The 17,194-nt window shown below is 71.0% G+C and carries 17 protein-coding genes; 11 read left to right on the top strand and 6 right to left on the bottom strand.

Annotated features, from left to right (window positions below; all coding sequences use genetic code 11):
* Positions 1 to 1,135: 1,135 nt before the first annotated feature.
* Both OG447_RS31835 and OG447_RS31830 read left to right on the top strand, forming a co-directional pair.
* The gene (locus OG447_RS31835) at positions 1,136 to 1,852 is read left to right on the top strand and encodes a hypothetical protein (protein ID WP_323181893.1); all 717 of its coding nucleotides are present in this window, start codon (positions 1,136 to 1,138) and stop codon (positions 1,850 to 1,852) included.
* The gene (locus OG447_RS31830; RefSeq protein WP_266941107.1) at positions 1,849 to 2,322 is read left to right on the top strand and encodes a MarR family transcriptional regulator; all 474 of its coding nucleotides are present in this window, start codon (positions 1,849 to 1,851) and stop codon (positions 2,320 to 2,322) included. Before OG447_RS31835 ends, OG447_RS31830 begins: the two co-directional genes overlap by 4 nt.
* A gap of 186 nt (positions 2,323 to 2,508) precedes the next feature.
* Here OG447_RS31830 and OG447_RS31825 read toward each other — a convergent pair whose 3' ends face one another.
* Together OG447_RS31825 and gdhA are read right to left on the bottom strand one after the other, a co-directional pair.
* Complete coding sequence (locus tag OG447_RS31825; RefSeq protein ID WP_266941105.1) at positions 2,509 to 3,852, bottom strand: AMP-binding protein; 1,344 nt, start codon at positions 3,850 to 3,852, stop codon at positions 2,509 to 2,511.
* Between the two features lie 160 nt (positions 3,853 to 4,012).
* Positions 4,013 to 5,371: an NADP-specific glutamate dehydrogenase gene (gene gdhA / locus OG447_RS31820; protein WP_266941104.1), complete on the bottom strand. Its 1,359-nt coding sequence runs from the start codon at positions 5,369 to 5,371 to the stop codon at positions 4,013 to 4,015.
* Positions 5,372 to 5,556: 185 nt separating this feature from the next.
* Here gdhA and OG447_RS31815 point away from each other — a divergent pair, with 185 nt between their 5' ends.
* Positions 5,557 to 6,054: a DUF1772 domain-containing protein gene (locus OG447_RS31815; protein ID WP_266941102.1), complete on the top strand. Its 498-nt coding sequence runs from the start codon at positions 5,557 to 5,559 to the stop codon at positions 6,052 to 6,054.
* Between the two features lie 42 nt (positions 6,055 to 6,096).
* On the top strand, positions 6,097 to 6,570 hold the full coding sequence (locus tag OG447_RS31810; protein WP_266941100.1) for a GNAT family N-acetyltransferase: 474 nt from the start codon (positions 6,097 to 6,099) through the stop codon (positions 6,568 to 6,570).
* 50 nt (positions 6,571 to 6,620) lie between these two features.
* Here the strand turns inward: OG447_RS31810 and OG447_RS31805 are convergent, their stop codons facing one another.
* The 4 genes from OG447_RS31805 to OG447_RS31790 form a co-directional block, all read right to left on the bottom strand.
* Positions 6,621 to 7,622, bottom strand: coding sequence for an AraC family transcriptional regulator (locus OG447_RS31805; protein ID WP_266941099.1), 1,002 nt, complete (start codon positions 7,620 to 7,622; stop codon positions 6,621 to 6,623).
* Positions 7,623 to 7,661: 39 nt separating this feature from the next.
* Positions 7,662 to 8,516: an NAD(P)H-binding protein gene (locus OG447_RS31800; protein WP_266941097.1), complete on the bottom strand. Its 855-nt coding sequence runs from the start codon at positions 8,514 to 8,516 to the stop codon at positions 7,662 to 7,664.
* An 82-nt stretch (positions 8,517 to 8,598) separates the two neighbouring features.
* Complete coding sequence (locus tag OG447_RS31795; protein ID WP_266941095.1) at positions 8,599 to 8,811, bottom strand: DUF4287 domain-containing protein; 213 nt, start codon at positions 8,809 to 8,811, stop codon at positions 8,599 to 8,601.
* A 73-nt stretch (positions 8,812 to 8,884) separates the two neighbouring features.
* Entirely contained in the window at positions 8,885 to 9,481 is a 597-nt protein-coding gene (locus OG447_RS31790; RefSeq protein ID WP_266941093.1) for a dihydrofolate reductase family protein, read from the bottom strand.
* A 163-nt stretch (positions 9,482 to 9,644) separates the two neighbouring features.
* On the opposite strand from OG447_RS31790, the gene OG447_RS31785 reads away from it, so the two are divergent.
* The 7 genes from OG447_RS31785 (at position 9,645) to OG447_RS31755 (ending at position 17,191) form a co-directional block, all read left to right on the top strand.
* On the top strand, positions 9,645 to 10,229 hold the full coding sequence (locus tag OG447_RS31785; RefSeq protein WP_266941092.1) for a flavoprotein: 585 nt from the start codon (positions 9,645 to 9,647) through the stop codon (positions 10,227 to 10,229).
* Positions 10,230 to 10,343: 114 nt separating this feature from the next.
* Entirely contained in the window at positions 10,344 to 10,802 is a 459-nt protein-coding gene (locus OG447_RS31780; protein WP_266941091.1) for a carboxymuconolactone decarboxylase family protein, read from the top strand.
* A gap of 398 nt (positions 10,803 to 11,200) precedes the next feature.
* Complete coding sequence (locus OG447_RS31775; protein ID WP_266941090.1) at positions 11,201 to 11,875, top strand: ScbR family autoregulator-binding transcription factor; 675 nt, start codon at positions 11,201 to 11,203, stop codon at positions 11,873 to 11,875.
* A 213-nt stretch (positions 11,876 to 12,088) separates the two neighbouring features.
* Positions 12,089 to 13,351, top strand: coding sequence for a ParA family protein (locus tag OG447_RS31770; RefSeq protein ID WP_266941089.1), 1,263 nt, complete (start codon positions 12,089 to 12,091; stop codon positions 13,349 to 13,351).
* Positions 13,348 to 14,346 (top strand): ParB/RepB/Spo0J family partition protein, encoded by a 999-nt coding sequence (locus OG447_RS31765; protein ID WP_266941088.1) that lies wholly within the window; start codon positions 13,348 to 13,350, stop codon positions 14,344 to 14,346. The genes OG447_RS31770 and OG447_RS31765 overlap by 4 nt, the downstream gene beginning before the upstream one ends.
* 124 nt (positions 14,347 to 14,470) lie before the next feature.
* Positions 14,471 to 16,627: a DNA-binding transcriptional regulator gene (locus OG447_RS31760; RefSeq protein WP_266941087.1), complete on the top strand. Its 2,157-nt coding sequence runs from the start codon at positions 14,471 to 14,473 to the stop codon at positions 16,625 to 16,627.
* 9 nt (positions 16,628 to 16,636) lie between these two features.
* Complete coding sequence (locus OG447_RS31755) at positions 16,637 to 17,191, top strand: XRE family transcriptional regulator (RefSeq protein WP_266941085.1); 555 nt, start codon at positions 16,637 to 16,639, stop codon at positions 17,189 to 17,191.
* The last annotated feature ends 3 nt before the right edge of the window (positions 17,192 to 17,194 follow it).

Here is a 17,194-nt window from a genome sequence, read left to right as displayed (position 1 = left end):
GCTGCGCGCTTAGGCAATGACGGGGTCGCTGCGCTCGCCCGAGGGAATCCCCTCGCTGCGCTCGGGGGGCCTAAGCGCTGCGCGCTTAGGAAGAGACCCGCCTCGCTGCGCTCGGCGGGCCCAAGCGCTGCGCGCTTGGGAAGGCGACCGAGCTCGCTGAGCTCGCTCGAAGGAACGGGCCTCGCTGCGCTCGACCGGCCCCAGCCCTGCGGGCTGGGCGGGAGGCTCTGCTTCGCAGAGCCTCCCTATAGGAGGGAGACTCCGCTCGTTTCGCTCGCGTGGAACTGGCTCCGCTGCGCTCCGCCAGGTATGGCTGCCTAGCTTTGCTCGGTTAGGTGGGCTCCGCTTTGTTTCGCCCAAAAAGTAGGCCTTGCTTCACTTTCGCCGAGCGTTTGAATGGTGTCGGCGAGCTTGTGAAGGGGAGCTGTGTGGGGAGGAGGCGTTGGGCATCGTTGTGCGTTGCCTTGGAGGTTTTGGTTTTTATGTTGGTTTTTTTGCTGGTTGGTGCAGTGGGTCTGGTTCTTTGAGCAATGAAGAAGGACTGATTGAAGGTGGAGTCTGATCGAGGGGTCTGCTTGACACTCGAAGGGGGGTGAGTGCTTGCTCAAGGACTGATTCAAAGCCGGCAGTGGATAGAGACGGGAATCAGTCACCTCCGGGGGTGTTCAAGACAGGGGGAGGGGCATGCGGTACGGGGGGTTCCGTCGGGTGACGGACCGTCAGATTTGGGCCGACGGCCGGTTGTTTGGGGGTTGTTGTGAGCGTCAGATGACGGACCAGCTGCATATAGAAGGTACGGAGATGCGTTTGCGCAGGTCAAAGGGGGTGTGGGAGAAAAGATATGTCCCCTCAGGAGGGACATATCTCGGGGGATGTGTCCCTGGTAGGGGGACAGAACGACGAAAAAACGTCAGTGAGGCTGACGTAAAATGGGCTAAAACGTCGGGGATGCTGACGTTTTAGCGGAGATGTGTCCCTGAACTAGGGGTGGATCGGGTGGGGTTGGTGGCGGGGGGTGGGATGGTGGGCGTGGCCGAGATATGTCCCTCCTGAGGGGACACAAGACACGCCGAACGTCAACGAGCGTGACACTTGTGTCACCCTTGTTGACATACTCTCTCCGCAGATCAACGAAGTGGAGAGCATCCTCGTGTCATCCGAGCCACAGCGCCGCCGGCCGAGTCCTGGGCGTGCGCCGCGTCCTGATCTCCCCGTTGATGACGCGATCTCGGCCTGGAGCCAGCCGCTGGCTCCGGTGAAGGATCTGGACAGTCTCGCGAAGCGGTATCCGAGCCGGAAGCTGACGCTGGACGGCGAGCGCAAGCCGCTGGAGTTCTACGGGACGCAGACCCAGCCGAACGCGTTCTCGATGGACAGTCTCGAGTTCTTCCTGGTCATCGCCCAGTACTTCCGTGAAGCGCTGCCGTTGAGGCTGATCCTGCTGCTGATTGCCTGCCAGCGGGCCGGGGGGCGGATTCAGCTGACGCAGGAGGAGATGGCTACCATCCTGGACGTCTCTCGGACGAAGACATCGGAAGCGCTTCACACGGTGATGTCCCATGGGATCGTCTTCAAGGTGCGGCGGGGTGTGTATCAGTTCAACCCGCCTTACAGTTACCGGGTAGCTGAGTTCATCCCGGGTACGGAGATGACGGGTGAGTTCGTGAAGGTGGAGCAGCACAGCACCATCTCGGAGATTCGGAGCGACACGAGTCTGCCGGATCTGGTGCGCTTCCCGTCTCTGGACCACATGCGGCAGGCCATCGCGGAATTGCGGGCCGAACGGGCAAAAGAGCGCGCTGCGCGTCGGCTGAGCCGGGCGAAGCGCACGGAAGAAGGGACAGCTCAGTGAGCACCTTGCGATTCGCTGCGGTCAACGCCGATGGGCTTCTCTCAGACCTCGACCTCCCGCCGGCGGCCTATCGGGTGCTGCTGAAGCTGCGTTCGTTGAGCGAGCCGGGCGGACGGATCCTCATCGACCAGGCCACGGTGGGCGGGCTGCTGGATCTGAGCCGGCCGAGTGTCAACGCCGCGCTGCGGAGCCTGGAGCTTGCGAAGGCGGTGCGGAAGGTCCGCAACGGGGTGTACCAGATCAACCCCATGCTGGCCGGATACAACTCCTTCGAGGACGCGGTGGCCGCGGTCAACGAGATGCCCGCGGAGGAGCGGCTGGACGCGCGGGGCTACGTGGCCAGCTACCACCAGGCCGTGGCGGCGTATCAGGACCAGTTGGCCGAGCAGCGCCAGAAGCGGGCAGCGCAGGCGGCCGCGAAGAAGGCCGCGGAGTCGAAGCGGCGCAGGACGTTGCACGCCGTGGGGTAGCAACGCGTGCGAGAAAGGCTCCTGAGGGGTGCTCAGGGGCTTGATGGGCCCCCGGGGTACCCCGGGGGCTTTTGTGTGGTGCGGGGCCCCTGGAGGGCCCCTGGGGCGGCTCGCCGTGGGGAGCGGTGGGGCCGTGTGTTGCCGTAACTGTTCTGACCGGTTTTCACTCCGGTGCGCGGCGGGTCCTCAGCTGCCGGACTCCTGGGTGAGGAGCAGCTTCTTCTGCGGCTTGCCCATGGCGTTGCGGGGCACGGCCTGGATGAAGCGAACCTCGCGGGGGCGTTTGTGGACCGAGAGGCGCGTCGCGACGAACTCGGTGAGTTCCTCGCCGGTGACGCCCTCGGCGACGACGAACGCCACGATCCGCTGGCCGAGGTCGGTGTCGGGGACGCCGACCACCGCGGCCTCGGTGACCCTCGGGTGGTCCAGGAGGGCGTTCTCGATCTCGCCCGCGCCGATCCGGTAGCCGCCCGACTTGATGAGGTCGATGGAGGCGCGGCCCACGATGCGGTGGACGCCGTCGGCCTCGTCGACGGCCGCGATGTCGCCCGTGCGGAACCAGCCGTCCTCGGTGTACGCGGCGGCGGTGGCCTCCGGCCGGCCCAGGTATCCGGCGAACAGGGTGGGCCCGGTCAGCTGGAGTTCGCCGATCTCGGCGCCCGGTTCGGCGGCGATGCGGGTACGGATGCCGGGGAGCGGGGTGCCGACCGTACCGGGGCGGACCTCGGCGCCGGCCCGGCCGCTGACGGTGATCAGGGTTTCGGTCATGCCGTAGCGCTCGACCGGGCGGTGGCCGGTGAGGCGTTCCAGGTCGCGGAAGACGGGGGCGGGCAGCGCCGCGCTGCCGGAGACCAGCAGGCGGGCGCCCGTCAGTGCGGCGGCGGCCTGCGGGGCGCCGGCGATGCGGGACCAGACGGTGGGCACGCCGAAGTAGAGGCTGCCGTGGGCCTCGGCGTAGGCCTCGGGGGTGGGGCGGCCGGTGTGGACCAGGCGGCTGCCGGTGCGCAGGGCGCCGAGTACGCCGAGGACGAGCCCGTGGACGTGGAAGAGGGGCAGACCGTGCACGAGGGTGTCCTCGGCGCTCCACTGCCACGCTTCGGCGAGGGCGTCCAGGTCGGCGGCGAGGGCCGCGGCGGTCAGGACGACGCCCTTGGGGGCGCCGGTGGTGCCCGAGGTGTACAGGATCAAGGCGGGGTCCTCGGGCGCGGGCGCGGGCCCGGTCCAGTCGGAGCGTCGGGCGAAGTCCACGTCGAGGGTGCGGGCGCCCGAGTCGCGCAGGATGTGCTCGCGTTCGGCGCTTCCCGCGTCGGGCGGCAGCGGTACGAGGGGCACCCCGGCCAGCAGTGCGCCGACGGCGGCGGCGACGGTCTCCAGCGAGGCGGTCGCGGTCACCGCGAAGGCGGGGGCGCCTGCGACGTCCGCGGCCACGGCCCGGGCCGCGCCGAGCAGTTCCTCGTACGAGGCGGACCGGCCCGCGACGGTGACCGCGTCCTTCCGGTCCCCGTACAGCCCGTCCAGTGCAGTGAGCACGTGGTGTCTCCCTCTCCGTGGTGGGAGCCCAGGCTACGACCGCCTGGAACGGCCCGAGGCCGCCGAGTGGCTGCCCGGGACCGCCGTCCCGTAGGGGTGCCGGTACGGACCCGGTGCTCCCGGGCTCGAAGTCCGGGGGCACCCTCCGTGGCGGGGCGGGTCAGATGACGCCCTGCGCGAGCATGGCGTCGGCCACGCGCTCGAAGCCCGCGATGTTGGCTCCGGTGACGTAGTCGCCCGGGGCGCCGTAGCGGACGGCCGTCTCGGAGGTGACCGTGTGGATCGAGCGCATGATGGCGGCCAGTTCCTCCTCCACGCGGGCGGCCGGCCAGGCGGAGCGGCCCGCGTTCTGGGCCATCTCCAGGGCGCTGACCGCGACCCCGCCCGCGTTGGCGGCCTTGCCGGGGCCGAAGGCGACGCCGGCCTCCTGGAGGATGCGGACGGCCGCGGGGGTGGTGGGCATGTTGGCGCCCTCGGAGACCGCCTTGACGCCGTTCTGGACGAGGGTCCGGGCGTCGGCCTCGTCGAGTTCGTTCTGGGTGGCGGAGGGGAACGCGACGTCGGCGGGGACCTCCCAGACGCGGCCGCCGCGGACGAAGCGGGCCGAGGCGCCGCGGCGCTGGGCGTACTCGGACACCCGGCCGCGTTCGGCCTCCTTGATCTGGCGGAGCAGCGCGAGGTCGATGCCCTTGTCGTCGACGACGTAGCCCTCGGAGTCCGAGGCCGTCAGCGGATTGGCGCCGAGCTGCTGGAGCTTCTCGATGGTGTGCAGGGCGACGTTGCCGGAGCCGGACACGACGGCGGACAGACCGTCCAGGGCGCCGCCGCGGGCCGCGAGCATCTCGGCGGCGAACAGGACGCTGCCGTAGCCGGTGGCCTCGGGACGGATGGCGGAGCCGCCCCAGCCCTGGCCCTTGCCGGTGAGGACGCCGGCCTCCCAGCGGTTGGTGATGCGCCGGTACTGCCCGAAGAGGTAGCCGATCTCGCGGCCGCCGACGCCGATGTCGCCGGCCGGGACGTCGGTGTGCTCGCCGATGTGGCGGTGGAGTTCCGTCATGAAGGACTGGCAGAACCGCATGACCTCGGAGTCCGAGCGGCCGCGCGGGTCGAAGTCGCTGCCGCCCTTGCCGCCGCCGATGCCGAGGCCGGTCAGCGCATTCTTGAAGATCTGCTCGAAGCCGAGGAACTTCACCACGCCGATGTTCACCGACGGGTGGAAGCGCAGGCCGCCCTTGTACGGGCCGAGCGCGCTGTTGAACTCGACGCGGTAACCGCGGTTGACGTGGACCCGGCCGTGGTCGTCCTGCCACGGGACCCGGAAGATGATCTGGCGTTCCGGCTCGACGAGCCGTTCCACGAGCCCGGCCTCGGCGTACTCGGGCCGTGCGGCGAAGACGGGGGCCAGGGTCTCCAGGACCTCCCGTACCGCCTGGTGGAACTCGGGCTGGGCGGGGTTGCGGCGCTCGATGTCGGCGCGCAGGGCGTCCAGCCCGTCCTTCGGGGCCGTCTGGTCCTTCACGGTCTGTCCTCCTGGGAGTGGGTCCGGTCCCGGGGGCCGACGGCCCGGGGGGTCCGGATCGCAGCCACTGTCGCGGGCGGGGCTCAAGACACCATAGAAATGGGGTGGAATGCCTGCGGGACGCACGGTACCGGGGGTGCTTATCATCGACACGCCCGACCGAGCATCAGCAGGGGGAATCCGTCATGGAAACGGCTAGGCTCGCGTCGCTCGTCGCGGCGACCCTCACGATGGCCCTCATGAGCGGCCTCTTCTACGCCTTCTCCGTCGCCGTGATGCCCGGTCTCGGGCGGAGCGGTGACCGCACCGTCATCGAGACGATGCAGCGCATCAACGTGGCCATCCTCAACGGCTGGTTCATGCTCGGCTACATCGGCGCCCTCCTGTTCACCGGGCTCGCGCTGGCCCTGCACATCCCCTCCGGCGGAGGCGGCGCACTCTGGCCACTGGTCGGCGCGTTCGTCTGCTACGTCGTGGCGATGGCCGTCACCGCCCGGGTGAACATCCCGCTGAACAACGCACTGGAGCAGGCCGGACCGCCCGAGCGGATCGCCGATCCGGCCGCCGTCCGCCGGGCGTTCGAGGTCCCGTGGGTACGCGCCAACGTGTGGCGCGCGGTCCTGTGCACGGCCGCCGTGGGGTTCCTGGTGTGGGCGCTGGTCCTGCACGGCCAGAGCCGGTAGGGCCGCGCTCTTCGGGGGAGACACCGCCGTTAGGGTGCGTGCATGAGCAGTTCGTCACCGCGTCTGGAACCGGTCACCGCCGACAACTTCGACGCCGTGTGCGCGGTACGCGTGCACCCCCGTCAGGAGCACCTCGTCTCGCCCGTCGTGAAGTCGCTCGCCGAGGCGTACGTCCACGGGGAGGCCGCCTGGCCGCAGGCGATCGTCGAAGGCGACGAGGTCGTCGGCTTCGTCATGGCCTTCCTCGACATCGCCTGGAACCCGGCAGGGGACCCCTCGGACATCCGCTCCGGCATCTGGCGGCTGAACGTCGCCGCCGACCGGCAGGGCAAGGGCTACGGCCGCTTCGCCGTCGAGGCCGTCACCGGGGAGCTCCGCCGGCGGGGCGCCGGGCGGGCGCACGTCACCTGGGAACCGGGCGAGGACGGCCCCGAGCGCTTCTACCTCGGGCTGGGCTTCCGCCTCACGGGCGAGTCCAGCGGCGGGCAGACGGTCGGTGTACTGGACCTGACCTGACCTGACCTGACCTGACCTGACTCGCTGCGGTGACCTCCGTTCAGGGCGGGTCAGGGGGCGGGGAGGACGACCGTACGCGGTGGGCCCGAGGGGGCGGGCGCGGTGGCGGCGGCCGGGGTGGTGCGGAACTCGCGGGGGCTGACGCCGCGCACCCGCTTGAAGGCGGTGGAGAGGGCGAAGGCGCTGCTGTAGCCCACGCGGCGGGCCACCGTCGCGACCGTGGCGTCCGGCTCGCGCAGCAGGTCGGCGGCCAGCGCCAGCCGCCAGCCCGTCAGGTACGCCACCGGCGGCTCCCCCACGATCTCGGTGAAGCGGCGGGCCAGCGAGGCGCGGGAGACCCCGACCTTCAGGGCCAGTTCCTCCACCGTCCAGCCGTGCGCCGGGCTCTCGTGCAGCAGGCGCAGGGCCGGGCCCACCACCGGGTCGGCCTGGGCGCGGTACCAGGCGGGGGCGCCGGTGCCGGGCGCGGCCAGCCAGCTGCGCAGCACCCCGATGAGCAGCAGGTCCAGCAGCCGGTCCAGGACGATCTCCTGCCCGGGCTCGTCCTTGCCGATCTCCTCCGACAGCAGCCGGACCAAGGTGGTGTCGGAGGAGTCCGGGCGGCGGCGCACCAGGACCGACGGGAGCACGCCGAGCAGCCGCCGGCCGATCTCGCTCGGTGCCTGGTAGGTGCCGCTCAGCATCACCGCGGAGTCCTCGCCCTGGAACGCGGAGCCCCAGGTGCGCACGCCCAGGTCCATGGATCCCGTGATGTCCTCGCCCGCCTGCGTGCTGCACCGCTGGTCGGCGTCGACCGTGATCTGCACGGGGGTGTCAGGGGAGTCCGCGACCGTGTACGGCTCGGGGCCCCGTACGACGGCGACGTCCCCCGGGCCGATCAGGACGGGCGCGCCCTCGTCGGGAAGCAGCCACGCGGAGCCGCGCACCATCGTCACCAGCGACAGCGGGGCCCGGTCCTCCACCCGCAGGGACCAGGGCGGGTTGAAGACGGACTTGAGCAGGAAGGCGCCCCGGGCCTGGGGGCCTTCGAGGAGGCCGGTCAGCGTGTCCATGCGTACATCCTCCCCGGCATCGCGGCACGCTTCGGCGGGTCAGACGTTCCAGACGCCGGTCGCCGCCGTCTCGCGGGCGAAGTCGGCGAAGTCCCGCGGCGGGCGGCCCAGGACCTCCTCGACCCCGTGGGCCAGGTGGGCGTTGCGTCCGTCGAGGATCAGGGTGAACAGGTCGGCGAAGTCCTCCGGCAGGCCGTGCTCGCGCAGCACCGCGCGGTAGGACTCGCCCGAGAGGGGGGCGTACGAGATCTCGCGGCCGGTGGCCTTCGACAGTTCGGCGGCGACGTCGTGGAAGCTGAGGAGGCGGGGGCCGGTCAGCTCGTAGGTCCGGCCGATGTGCCGGTCGTCGGTCAGCGCCGCCACGACGACGTCGGCGATGTCCCGGGTGTCGACGAAGGGCTCGACGGCGTCCGCGGTCGGCAGGGCGATCTCGCCGGCCAGGACCGGCTCCAGGAAGAAGCCCTCGTCGAAGTTCTGGTGGAACCAGGCGGCGCGGACGACGGTCCAGTCGGCGCCCGAGGCCTTCAGGTTCTCCTCGGCGCGCTGCGCCGCCTCCTCGCCGCGGCCGGAGAGCAGGACCAGGCGGCGCGCTCCGGCGGCCACGGCCGCCTCGGAGAACGCGCCGACCTGCTCGGCGGCCCCGGGGAACGCCAGGTCGGGGTAGTAGGTGACGTACACCCGGTCGACGCCCTCCAGGGCCGGCCCCCAGGTGTCGGGCCGGCTCCAGTCGAAGGGCGGTTCGCCGGTGCGGGATCCGACCCTGACCGGGCGGCCCCGGGCGGCGAGCATCTCGGCGACGCGGCGGCCGGTCTTGCCGCTGCCGCCGATGACCAGGGTGGTGGCGGGGGAGGCCGCGGTCTGCGTGCTCTGGGTGTTCTGCGTGGTCTGTGTCATGGGTCCAGTGAAATCCACTGCCGCGAGACGGGCCATAGCCGCAAAGCTCAGTCGCATACGCGTGCGTCTCAGCGACAGCTGTTCACTTCCCGCGGTCCTCGGCGAGGGTGTGGGCGACGAGGGCGTTGGCGTGGCCGTGGCCCAGGGCGTGCTCCGTCTTGAGCCAGGTGACGAGGTCCATGTGCCGGGTCAGGGGCGAGGAGCGGATGAGGCCTTTCCAGTGCGCGACCGGGAGGCCGTACTTCTTCTCGATCGAGGGGAAGTAGGAGGCCGGGCCCTTCGGTGCCTCGGTCATGTGGGGGTTCCCGTCTGTGCGTGGTGGCGGATGTGCGTGGGTGCGGGTGTGCGTGGGTATGCAGCGGGGCTGGTCAACGGCCCGCGGCCGGGCGGTAGGTACAGATCTGCACGCCCGTCTTGCTGGTGACCGTGGAGACCAGGTCGAGCGTGCGCAGGGTGCCGCCGTCGGGGAAGATCGTCTTACCGCCGCCGAGGAGCACCGGCATGATCATGAGCCGGAGTTCGTCGACCAGGTCCTCGTGCAGGAGGGTGCGGACGAGGGTGGGGCTTCCCATGACCGAAAGGTCGCCGCCGTCGCTCTCGCGCAGCTCCCGGATGAGGTCGACGGCCTTGTTGCCGGGGATGAGCGTGGTGTTGTTCCACGTCAGGTCGTCCTCCCCGAGGGTCTGGGAGACGACGTACTTGGGGAAGGCGTTCATCCGGTCGGCGAACGGGTCGCCGGCCCGCTCGGGCCACGCCGCGGCCATCGTCTGCCAGGTGCGGCGGCCGAACAGCAGCGCCTGCGTGCTGTCCATCGCCTCGGTGATGGCGGCGCCCATCGTCTCCGGGTCGAAGAAGGGGTGGCTCCATCCGCCGTGCGCGAACCCGCCGTCGGTGTCCTCTTCGGGACCGCCCGGGGCCTGTACGACGCCGTCCAGGCTGATGAACTCACTGATGACGATCCGCATGGGAACGGCTCCTCTTCCTTGTCTCTGTATCCGCTGTCAGGAGTAGAGACGGCCGCGCCGTACGGAACTCATCGCTTGCGCCGGAAAATCTTTTCGGTGTCCCCGCGGACGATCCCACCCCCTCAATCAGGGCCGAGGTCAAGCAATGTGATCACATGTCGGTATGACGAGGACGCTCTACCTGTTCTGCTCCGCCGCCCCGCCCGTGTTCGACGTGGCCCACGTGATCGAGGACGCCCGGGCCCGGGGCTGGGACGTATGCCTGGGTCTGACGCCGACGGCGGCCCACTGGCTGGCCGGGAGCCTGGACGGGCTGGCGGTGCTGACCGGCCACGCGGTGCGGTGGCAGTACAAGCTGCCCGGGGAGCCCGACGTATGGCCGGCGGCCGACGCGCTGCTGTTCGCTCCGGCCACCTTCAACTCCCTCAACGCCTGGGCCCTCGGGCTCACCGACCGGTTCGCGGTCGGGGTCGCCGCCGAGGCGCTCGGCAAGGGCACCCCGGTGGTGGCCGTGCCCTGCCTGAACTCCGCGCTCGCCGCGCACCCGCAGTTCGACCAGTCGCTGGCCGTCCTGCGCGGGGCCGGGGTGACGGTGCTGCACGGCGAGGGCGGCTTCGTTCCCGGGCCGGCCGGTCCCGACGCGCCTGACCACTTCCCGTGGCAGGCGGCGCTGGACGCCGTGGACCGGGGGAGCGTTAACGCCGGTAACGGCGTTAACGGTCGGGGCTCGTCGGCGGGGCACCGTTAACGGCGTTAACGCCGTTAACGCCCCCGGCGGGAAAGTGGCTCCTGAGGACGGTCACACTTCCGGTCGCCCGTCCGTCAGTGCGGTGTAACCACCTACTCGATCGAGGAGCTCACCGTGACCGCACGCATGGGAAACCCCGCCGTCGTCGTCCCCGGCGCGATGGACGCGCTGCAGGCGGCCCACAAGGCCGTCGTCGGTACCGGCATCAGTGAGCGCACCCTGGAGCTCGTGTCGATCCGGGCCAGCCAGATCAACGGGTGCGGTGTCTGCCTGGACATGCACCACAAGATCGCGAAGCACCTCGGCGAGACCGACGACCGCATTCACGTCCTCGCCGGCTGGCGCGACACCAGCTACTTCTCGGACGCCGAGCGCGCCGCCCTCGCCATCGCCGAGTCCGTGACCCGTCTCGCGGACCGCACCGACGCCGTCCCGGACGCGGTCTACGACGAGGCGGCCAAGCACTACGACGAGGCGCAGCTCGGGGCGCTCATCCTCCACGTCGGCCTGATCAACGTCTGGAACCGCATCAACATCGCCACGCACCAGCTGGCGGGCGGCGCCTGGGCCTGACCGGCCGGACCCCCGGACGCGGACCCCCGTACCGGGTCCGCGCCGGCCCACCCGGCCGTTAACGGCGTTAACGCCGTTAACGGCGACGCGCCCTTCGTTCCGCCCCGCTCTGCCCCCCGTCCTGGAGGGGTACCGGGGCTTCGTCATGTCCGGCGCCGTTAACGGCGTTAACGGCGTTAACGGCGCGGACCGTTAACGGCGTTAATGCCCTCGCGCCGTTGGACTGCCAAAAAGTATCAGCGCAAAACATCCCAAGACCCCGTGAATGACCGCTGCTTCCGCAGAAAAAGTACTGGTCGACTGGTTTTCTTTGCCGCTGTCCCGCTAGATTGCTCTTCGAGCGGGCCTCTAGCGGGCACCATCGCGTCCTGCTCACCGACCGCACAGGAGACAGGTACGTGGCGAGGGTCAGGCAGGAACGGGCGGAGATCACCCGGCAGGCGATCCTCGACGGCGCGGCCGTCGCCTTCGACGCCTGCGGCTTCGAGGGCACCAGCCTGAGCGGCGTGGTCAAGCACGCCGGAGTCACCAAGGGCGCCCTGTACTTCCACTTCCAGTCCAAGGAAGCCCTCGCCCGCACCCTGATGGACGAGCAGTTCCAGGTCGCGGAGGGCGTGCCCGCCATCGCGGACCCGGGCCTCCAGACCGTCATCGACCTCACCCACCAGATGGCGCACGGACTGCGCACCAACGTCCGCATCCGCGCCGCAATACGGCTGATCATCGAGTTCGGCTCCTTCACCCACCCGGACCCGGCCCCGTACAACACCTGGATCGACACCTGCCTCGGCTGCCTGGTGCCGGCCCAGGAGCGCGGCGACGTACGGTCCTCGCTCGACGTGCACGACCTCGCGACGCTGCTCGTGGGCTCGTTCACCGGAATCCAGGTCGCCTCGCACGTGCGCACCGGCCGCGAGGACCTGCACAGCCGGGTCATCGACCTGTGGAACTTCCTCCTCCCGGGAATCGTGCCCGCCGACCGCATCCCGCACTTCGACCCGGCCGGCTCGCCCGCGTGCCGTGCCGAGCTCGCTCTGCCGGCCCCGGACTCCCTTGGGGTCACGGTCGGCTGAAACCGCATCAGGGCGGCCTCGCACACACCGTGGTGAACCACGGGGGTGCTCGCTACGGCGTGTGCGAGGCCGCCCTGTCGCGTACCCGGGGACTTCTGTGGCCGTCTTGGATCCGTCTTGGGTCCGCCGCGGATCCGTGTCGCTCCGTATTTCGTTAGCAAAACTCAAGCGTGGCGGTCACCCGAGCCACGGAACGTTAGTAAAGTCCCTCTCATGACTTCGCCCTCGTCCCAGAGCGACCGAGAGAAGGTCGTCTCCAAGCTCCCCCCGTGGCTGCGCCAGGAGTTGAAGATCCGCACCGCTCAACTGCGGGTGGACATCCAGGACGCCGTCCACCAGGGCATCGCCCACTGGAGCGCGCTCGCCTCCGCCCCGTCCCCCGTAGACACCTCGGGAGCCGAGTCCTTCTCCACCTGGCTGCCCGCCGGCCAGTGGGAGTCCTTCCGCGCCGGGTCCAAGGAGCGCGGGGTCTCCCTGATCCAGGGCCTGGCCCAAGCGGTGCGGCTCTGGCTGGAGATGAACCCGGCCCCGACCGTCCGGCGGCCCGCCGTCGTACGCCGCATCGTCGTGTGCAACCAGAAGGGCGGAGTCGGCAAGACCGCGATCACCGCGGGCACCGGAGAGGCCCTGGCAGAGGATCCGTCGAGCCTGCACCCGGTGCGCGTCGCCCGGCAGCTCGCCCGCCTCACGGGCACCGAGGACGAGGGCCGACAGCCGGACCCGACCGCCGCGTCCCTCGACCTGGAGGACCTGCCCGGTCTCGGCATGCGGGTCCTGCTCGTCGACTTCGACCCGCAGGGCCACCTGACCAAGCAGCTGGGCCAGCAGCCGCTGCCCATCGGCGGCGACAGCCTCACCTGCCACATGGCGGGCGAGGCCAAGGGCCCCCTCACCGACCTGATCGTCCCCGTCCCGGACGAGCGGTTCGGCGACCGGCTGCACCTGCTGCCCGCCTGCACGGACGCCTTCCTCCTCGACGTCCGGCTGTCCACCGTCCGGGCCCGAGAGGCCGCCCTCGAACGGGCCCTCGCCCCCGTCGAGTCCGACTACGACGTCATCCTCGTCGACTGCCCTCCGAGCCTCGGCCTCAGCATGGACGCGGCCATCTACTACGGGCGCCGCCGCGACGCCGAACAGTCCGGCGCTTCCGGCGCGCTGATCGTCGTACAGGCGGAGGACTCGTCCGCCGACGCGTACGACCTCCTCACCTCCCAGATCAACGACCTGCGCGACGACCTCAGCCTGGACATCGACTACCTCGGGCTGGTCGTCAACCTCTACGACGGCCGGCGCGGCTACATCGCGACCTCCTCCCTCCAGGCCTGGTTGGACATAAAGGATCCGCGGGTGGTGGCCGTCGTACCCGACCTCAAGGAACAGCGCGAAGCGGTGCGGGTGAAGCAGCCGCTGTTCGTCTACGCGCCCAAGGGCGACCAGGCGGTCGCGCTGCGCGCCCTCGCAAGGGAGATCTCATGAGCAAGGCCGACAAACTCGGGGTCTCGGCTTCGTTCGCCCGGGCCCAGCCGGCCGGTGTCAGCTCCCGCCGCGCGGCGATCGCGGAGGCGACCGGCGCCCCCACCTCCGGGGTCGTCCCGCCGTCGGAGGTACCGATCGAGGCCCTGGCGCACAACCCGTTCAACCTCCGCGAGGAGCTCACGGAGCTCGAGGAGATGGCGCAGTCCCTCACCATCAGGGGCCAGCTCCAGCCGCTCGCGGTCGCCACCCGGATGGCCTTCATGGAGGCGCACCCGGGGCAGACCGACGGGCTGGGCCGTGCCCCGTACGTGGTCATCGACGGCAACCGGCGCCTGGCGGCGGCCCAGCTGGCGGGCCTGAAGTCGATGCACATCCACGTGAACGACTCCCTGGCCACCTCGGCGGCCGACATCCTCGAGTCGGCGCTGATCGCGAACGTCCACCGGGTCGACGTGGCTCCGATGGACCAGGCCCGTGCCCTCCAGGAGCTCGTGGAGGTGCACGGCTCCCAGGCCCAGGTCGCCAAGCGGCTCGGCAAGACGGCGGCCTGGGTCTCGCAGCGGCTGACCCTGCTCCAGCTCACCCCGGAACTCCAGGACAAGGTGGAGACGGGGGAGCTGAAGGTGGAACCGGCGCGGCGCATCGGGCGGCTGCCGCAGGAGGAGCAGGAGGCGGCGGCGGAGGCGACCGTTAACGCCGTTAATCCCCCTCGGCAGCGCAGCCGGGCGGGCGGGGCGGCCGGCGGGGCGCCGACCGTTAACGGCGTTAACGGCGTTAACGCGCTGGGGGCGGCGACCGTTAACGGCGTTAACGCTCCGGGGGAGGCCGCTGACGGAGTTGACGGCGTTAACGCCGTTAATGCCTCCGGGGTCGGGGAGGCGCGGCGGATCACGATCGCGGGCGACTCCCCGCAGGACATCGCGGACGCACTGGCCGACCAGCTGTCCCCGGACGATCTCAAGGCCGTCACCGAGCTGCTGCTGGGGCGGATCTGAGGCCGGAACTCACGACGGGGGCGTTAACGCCGTTAACGCCGTTAACGCCGACGGCGCCCCCCAGGTGCGTTTCGTGTGCGTTCAAGCGTGCGCTTCACATAGGCTGCACTCGGAGGTGCCCCACATGCACGAGGAACAGGACGGCCTCTTCGCGGCGGTCGACGCCCTGCTCGAAGAGGCGGCCGCGCAGGACGCGCTGCCGCACCCCGACGAGCGCAAGCGGCTGCGCGAGGCCGCCGGGCTCAGCCAGGACCAGATCGCCAAGGCCCTGTCCGTCCGCCGGGAGACCGTCACTTCCTGGGAGACCGGCCGCACGGCTCCGCGTCCGCCGAAGCGCGCGGCCTACATCCGCCTGCTGGACGGGCTCGCCGCCCTCCACCCCGTCGGCGGCGTTAACGGCGTTAACGCCGTTAACGGTCCGGCCGTCGAGCCGGAGCCGGAGGCCTCTGCGGGCTCCGCGATCGTTAACGCCGTTAACGCCGTTAACGCCGTTAACGGTCCGGCCGTCGACTCGGAGGCGGAGGCGCCTGCGGGCTCCGCGATCATTAACGGCGTTAACGCCGTTAACGCCGCCCCGGCCCGGAGGCCCGCCGCGTGGAGCCGTCCCGCCGCCCTGGAAGGGAACGGGCCCCTCGCCGTCCTCGACGGCGAAGGCCGCGCCCATGCCGCCGGCGGGCTGGTCCTCGACCACCCCACCAGCAGCCTGCCCGCGCTCATCGCCTGGGCGCTCGGCCCCGACGCCGACCTCCGGTCCCCGCGCCTGCACCGCAACGGCAAGGACGGCGACCCCCTCCTCGTCCTCACCCCCGAGGCCACACAGGCCCTCGGCCTGCCCCTGGTCCTCGAGGACCGCCGGGGTCTGCGCCTGCCCGACGACCACCCGGTCCTGCGCCAGCTCGCCAAGGCCAAGTGGCAGCTCACCCGGCGCGGCTTCGGCCCCTGGCCCCGTATCTACCGGCCGGCCACCCAGGGCGGGGGCCGCCAGTGCGTCCAGCTCGCGATCCTGCCCTGGGGCGCACTGGACCCCCGCGCCTGGGGCGAGGACACCGCCGCGCTGCCCGCCCCGGAACTCGCCGAGCTGCTCACCTGCTACGCCGCCCGGGTCCTCACCCCCCGCGGCTCCACCGCCGTCTCCGGCCTGGAGCTCATGACGGCCCTGCGCCCGCCCACCCGCGCCGCCCGCAACGCCGACACCGGCGTCTGGGAGTCCGCGCCCGTCGCCGGATCCCTCACCCGCCCCGTCGACCCCGCGCCCCCGGAAGCCCCCGACGAGCACCCGGTGGTCGCGGCCCTGTACCCGCGCGCCCACCAGCGGACCCCGGACCAGGTCCTCGACGAGGAGGCGTACGACTGGATCCGCGACCCCGAACTCCTCACCGACACCGAGTGCGCCCGCACGCACGCCGTCGGCATCGACGTGAACATGGCCTTCGCGGCGGCCGCGAACCGGCTCACCGTCGGCCTCGGCCCCGCGGTCCACACCACGGCGCCCCGCTTCGACCCCAAGACCCCCGGCTGCTGGCTCGCCGACCTCTCCGGGCTGCGTCTCGACCCGCGCCTGCCCAGCCCGTTCACCCCCCACGGCAAGGCCCCGGCCGGTCCCGCCTGGTACGCGACCCCGACCCTCGCCTACGCGCAGGAGCTCGGCCACGAGGTCCGCCCGACCGAGGCGTGGCTGCGCCCGGACAACGGCCCGTACCTCGACGCCTGGTACACCCGGCTGCGCGACGCGTACCTGGCCACGATGGCCGACCTGGGGGTGCATCCCGGGCTCGACGACGCCGAGTTCCTCACCGCGATGCAGACCCACAAGCGGGACGACCCCGCGCGGACGGCGGTCCTGTCCGCGATCAAGTCCACCGTCAAGGGCGGCATCGGCAAGCTCCGCGAACGCCCGCAGGGCGCCGGCTACCGCCCCGGCGAGCCCTGGCCCGCCCTCGAACGCCCCACCTGGCGCCCCGACATCAGGGCCGCCGTCATCTCCACGGCCCGGGTCAACATGCACCGCAAGATGCGCAAGCTCGCCGCCGCGGGCGAGTACCCCATCGCCGTCCTCTCCGACTGCGCGGTGTACCTCTCCGACGGCCCCGGCCCGCTCGACTTCCTGCCCCGCACCCCCGAAGGCAAGCCGCTGCCCGGAGGCTTCCGCCTCGGGGTCAGCCCCGGCATGGTGAAGCACGAGGGCACCCAGCCCCTGCTGTGGGCGGTCCGGATGCTCGACGAACGCCACAACCCCGCCCGCCACATCAAGGGCCACGACGCCGCGGCCGACGGAGAGTAGCTTCCACCCATGTCCGAGATCAGCGACAGCCTCACCCGGGCCGACGAAATGAACTTCACCCGCCCCGTCCCCAAGTCGGCGGGCGCGCAGATGCGGTTCCTGGTGAAGCAGCTCAAGTCCACGAAGGCCGTCGCGGGCCTGCTGGGCATCTCCCAGCGCACGGTCGAGCGGTACGTGAAGGACCAGATCAAGCAGCCCAAGCCGGCTCTCGCGGCCCGCCTGGAGGGCGAGGTCCGCCGCCGCTGGCAGCCCCTGGTGCGCAAGCGGGCCCGTGACCGGGCGGCCAAGAGCACCGGTCTGGTCATCGAGACCCGCGCACGCTTCGGGTTCACGGCGGCCCCCGGCACCAGCGACGACGGCCGCATGCGCCGCATCACCCAGCACCTGCCGCCCGAGTACGCGGGGCGCCTGCTCGCCGCTCAGGACGCCGGTGCCACGGAGAACCAGCTTCAGCGGATCGCGGCTGAAGGCCTGCAAGAGGTCTACTTCAAGGATGGTGGAGCCCGGGCCCAGGGACTGCTCGTGGAGTTCACCGACATCGACTACGTCGACTTCGCCTTCTGAGCC

Origin of the sequence: Streptomyces sp. NBC_01408, from assembly GCF_026340255.1 — a bacterium.
Classification (GTDB): domain Bacteria; phylum Actinomycetota; class Actinomycetes; order Streptomycetales; family Streptomycetaceae; genus Streptomyces.
The sequence above is the reverse complement of the archived record's forward strand: the minus strand, read 5'-3'. Positions and strand labels throughout refer to the sequence as shown.